General features: G+C 26.5%; 2 protein-coding genes. Both read left to right on the forward strand.

Annotated elements, in window-relative coordinates; translation table 11 throughout:
- A partial coding sequence (locus CLOBL_RS26700) for a thioesterase domain-containing protein (RefSeq protein WP_242953938.1) occupies nucleotides 1-1406 on the forward strand: 1406 nt, incomplete at its 5' end.
- Between the two features lie 953 nt (nucleotides 1407-2359).
- A partial coding sequence (locus tag CLOBL_RS26705; RefSeq protein WP_143323966.1) for a condensation domain-containing protein occupies nucleotides 2360-5075 on the forward strand: 2716 nt, incomplete at its 3' end.

The raw sequence follows: 5075 nt of genomic DNA on the forward strand, positions 1-5075 counted from the left end.
GAATAGATAATCAGGTAAAAATAAGAGGCTTTAGAATAGAAATTGGAGAAATAGAGAATCAGCTTTTAAAAATTAAAGAGATAAAAGAAGCGGTAGTAGTAGCAAATAATGATGAAAATGGAGAGAAGTATCTTTGTGGGTATGTTACTTCAGAACAAAAAGTGGAAATAGCAGCAATAAAAGAAGAACTTTCAAAAGAAATACCATCATATATGGTGCCTGGCTATATATTACAAATAGAAAAATTGCCATTAACACCAAATGGAAAGATAGATAGAAAAGCTCTTCCACCGATAGATATAAGTGCGTATAAGAAAGAATATGTTGCACCTAGAAATGAGCTTGAAAAGACAATAGTAAAAATGTTTAAAGATTTACTTGGGATTAAAAAGATTGGTACTTATGATGAGTTCACATTACTTGGAGGAACTTCTATACTTGCAATAAGATTAGTTTATGAATTAAATAAAAAAGGAATTAGCGTTGATTTAAAAACTATTTTCTCTTGTCAAAGCCCAAGCAAAATAGCTGAATATATAAAAACGCAAAACAATAAAATGGCAGATGGTGAAAATAGAATTGTAGCTAAGCTAAGAACAAGCGATAGTAAGTTAAAAAGTAACTTAATAATGCTTCCGCCGGCAGGAGGAACCATTATGGGATATATGGATATGGCTAATAGTGCAAAAGATATTGGTGACATATATGCCTTAGAAGATCCAAGATTATCAGGTAAAGAAGACAATTATTCTAACAATGATGAGAAACTTGTAGAAGAATATGTAAGTGCAGTTAAAAGTGTATTTAGACCAGGAATTGATTATATAGGAGGTCATTCTTTTGGTGGTAATTTAGCTTTCAAAATCACTTCAGAATTAGAGAAACAAGGAATATTACCTAAGGGATTGGTAATTATTGACTCTCTTCCAGAGAATAATCCAGATACTAATGCTTATTTTAAAATGAGTGATGAAAAATTGAAAGCAATGGTAGTTGTATCAGTGATGGAAGAACTTTTAGAAATAGAAGAAACAGAATTAGAAAAAATGAAGACTTTGACCTATGAAGAAGTAAAAGAATATCTTAGAGAAAAAGCTAAGGATGATATGATGCTAAATGCACTTTTAAATGAATCATTTTTAGATTTATATGTTAAAGTTCATACTGATAACATTAGAATGTACAATGAAGCTGAGTTAGTGGAAGGTATATTAGCTATACCAATAATAGTTTTTAAAGCTAGTCAAAGCAAATCTAATTGGGAGAAGTATACTAATTGGACTAAATACACTAATAAAAATTGTCAGATCATTGAGGTGCCAGGGAAGCATATTTCTATGCTAAGAAGTCCGAATGTAGAAACAATGATTAATCATTTAGAAAAAATTATTAGTAATATTGATTAAGTGAAGTGGCTGTAATAATATAAGAAATTTAATAAAAGACATAATCATAAGATTTATTATATGATTATGTCTTTTATTTATCTGTAATATTATTTAAGCTAGCAATACAAGTTATATTATATTTCATGCTTCTAAGCTAATTAGCCCAATAACAGAAAGATATCTATTATTGGGCTAATTAGCTATAGTAATAACTATATTAAAAATATTGAAATCAATATTAAAAAAATGTGAAACACCTCATTTAATAGTTAAAAATCAAATTGTAATTTTGAATAATTTAATATAAATGAGATGTTTATTAGGAAGAGATTCTACTAAAAATCCAATTACAAGGTTTTATGAAATGTATAATGTAGAACTAATATTTACATCACATAAAATTTGTATGGAAATAAAAGTAGTATCAAAAGAAATTATTGTTAATAATTAACTAAATAATTTCCTTAATAAACTTAGAAATATGCAATTGCATTTGTAAGTGGGAAAAATAGTATACATCCTATAAATAAGAGAGATTAAATATAGTATTTTAATATATTTTTATTTTTTTATATGTCTCTTTCCATTGTGGCCTGGATAATGCATATAAATATGTATTTTACTTTAGGAGAGTTTTTAGGTCTAAAAAATTATTAACGTTACCAAGTTTAACTTCCCTTATGTGGATAGTACCAATATACATGCAAAAAACAAGAAATTCAATATTTTTATATAAAAGTACATATTTCATACATTAAAAGAATTATTAGGCATAATCACTGTTTGTAAACGTTTGAATGTCAAAAAAGTTCTTTTTATATAAAAAAATATACATTTAAAGTGGATAACATTGAATTTTGTAAGATATACGGTTAAATTTTGTAATATATAGACGATAAATTAAAATTTTGTAGATTTTAGGAAGCAAGAAAATTAGTCAATTGATTTTAAATTTAAGGGGAGATTATTATATGAAATATGAATTAACACACGCACAAAGAAGAATATTATATACTGATGATTTATACAAAAATTCATCAATTTCAAACATTGGAGGTATATGTTATGTGCCTGGAGACGTGGATTTTAAGGCGCTAAAACAGTCAATTGATGAATTTATAAGGAAAAATGAGATTTTTCATTTTAAGTTTAAAAATGAAAATGGACAAGTATATCAAGAATTAGCTGATTGTAAATGTAATGAAATTGAATTTATTGATTTTGATAAGGATAAAAATAAATTTGATAAGTGGTGTGAGCAGTTTTTTGATGAAGCTGTTTCTGTATATGATAATTATTTATACAAGTTTGTACTATTCAAGTTAGATGATAAAACAAACGGGTATATTATAAAAATGCATCATATAACTTCAGATGGATATTCGTTTGCAATTTTAACAAATCAGATAGCAGAAATTTATGATAATTTATTAAAAATAAGAGAAATAGATACAGCTGCAGTTCCATATTCAGAATATATTAAATCAGAAAATGAATATTTACAATCAGAAAAATTTTTAAGAGATAAGGAATTTTGGAATGAGAAGTTTTCAAATCTAAATGAAGAATTTCTATATAAAGAAACATATGATTGTAGTGGAGAGAGTTTCAAGTATAAGATCCCAACCGAAATAACTGATAAATTAAATAAGTTACTAAATGAAAATAATATAACAAGGAATACATTTTTTATGTCTCTATTATACTTATATCTTTACAAGAAAACAGGAGAAAAAAATATAGTAATAGGAATGCCTGTTTATAATAGAGCTAGTAAAAGAATGAGAGCAGCTATAGGTATGTTTGTAAGTACAGTGCCGGTAACCTTTAGAATTAATAACGAAATTAATTTTAAAGATTTTATAAAAGAGCTAAACGTTCAGTTAAGAAGCTGCTACAAACATCAAAGTTATCCATATGATATATTGATAAATGATTTGAAATTACCTCAAAAAGGATTTGATGGATTATTTAAATTTGTTTTTAACTATTATAATGAGTCTTTTAGATATCCTATGAATAATAGTGAGATACAAGTAGAAGAAATAACATCTAAACAAGTAACACTTCCTTTAAATTTGATCTTGAGGGAGTTTCTTGAGTCGAGTTTGGAGTTAGAGTTTCAATATAGAGCAAATGAATTTAGCGAAGAAGAAATTAAAATTATGTGCAATTGCATTAATAATATGCTAGTACAATTAGTGGAGAATTTTGATATAACTATTAATGATATAGAAATGATAAGTCCTTACGAAAAAGAAAGAATTTTAACTAAGCCTAGTGAGACAAAATGTATAGAAGGTATAAAGCATTATAGTATTAGTGATTTCATTGAAAAAAATAAAAGCATTCCAAAAGAAGGACACGATATGTCTGGAGCAAAAGTTTATATAGTAGATCCAGATAATAGTTTGCAGCCAATTGGTGTTGAAGGGGAATTGTGCATAGCTATGCAAGTCGCAACTGAAGAAGCTGTTAATAATTTTGAATTTCCACAAAAATGTTTTATAGATAATCCATTTGATTCAGTAAATAATAAGTTATATAAAACTGGAGAATTAGGAAAGCTTACGTCAGATGGAAATGTATATCTTTTAGGAAGAAATGAAAGGCTGGAAAAACAAAAAAGGTATTGGATAAATAGACTGAAGAATATACAGAATTTAGAGCTTCAAGCAGACTATGTGAGATCTGCTACACAAAACTACGAAGGTAATTCTATTGATGTAAATCTGTCAAAAAGATTAGTGGATGGGATTGAGCGTATTTCAAAGAATATGAATACGACTCCATATATGGTAATGATGTCTATATTTAATATTATGCTTTCAAGATATGGCAATCAAGAAGATGTTGTAATTGGAACACCAATAATAGAAAGAAATAATCAGGCTTTAAAAAACATAGCGGGAAGATTAGTAAATACAGTTGTAATATATGATTCAATAAGTTTTAAAGATAGTTATAATTCATATTTAGATAAATTTAAAGAAGTTTTTATAGAGGCAATGGAAAATTCAAATTATAAATTTGAACAATTAATAAGTGATTTAGATATAAAAAAAGATCAAAGCAGAAACCCGCTCTTTGATTTCATGTTTGTTTGGAATGAACTAAACTTAGATTCTTTTAACCTTGAAGATGTTAAAGAAAAAACAGTAGGAATGAAAGAGGAAATTTCAAAGGTTGATTTAACTATGAATATACTAAAAAATAATGACAAGATTAATTTGAGTATAGAATATTCAAGAAATTTATTTAAAGAAGCAACAATAAAATTTATGATAAAGCATTATTTAAATATATTAGATCAACTTATAGAAAATGCAGCTATTTCCATAGAGGATATTAAACTAATAGATAAAATAGAAGAAAAAATTTTACTAGAGAATTTCAACAATACAAATTTTTCATATAATAAGGCCGCAACTATAACTAAATTATTTGAAGAACAGGCAGAAAAAACACCAAGTAATATAGTTGGAGTATATAAAGATAAGAAATTAACTTATAAGGAGCTAAATGAAAAATCAAATTCTTTAGCAAGAATTTTAAGAGAAAAAGGTGTAAAAGCAGAAACAATAGTTGGGATAATGGTAGATAGATCGTTAGAAATGCTGATAGGAATAATAGGAATCTTAAAGGCTGGAGGAGCATATTTACCAATAGATCCTGAATATCCAGAAG

Origin of the sequence: Clostridium sp. BL-8 (assembly GCF_002006495.1) — a bacterium.
In the GTDB taxonomy this organism is placed as follows: domain Bacteria; phylum Bacillota; class Clostridia; order Clostridiales; family Clostridiaceae; genus Clostridium.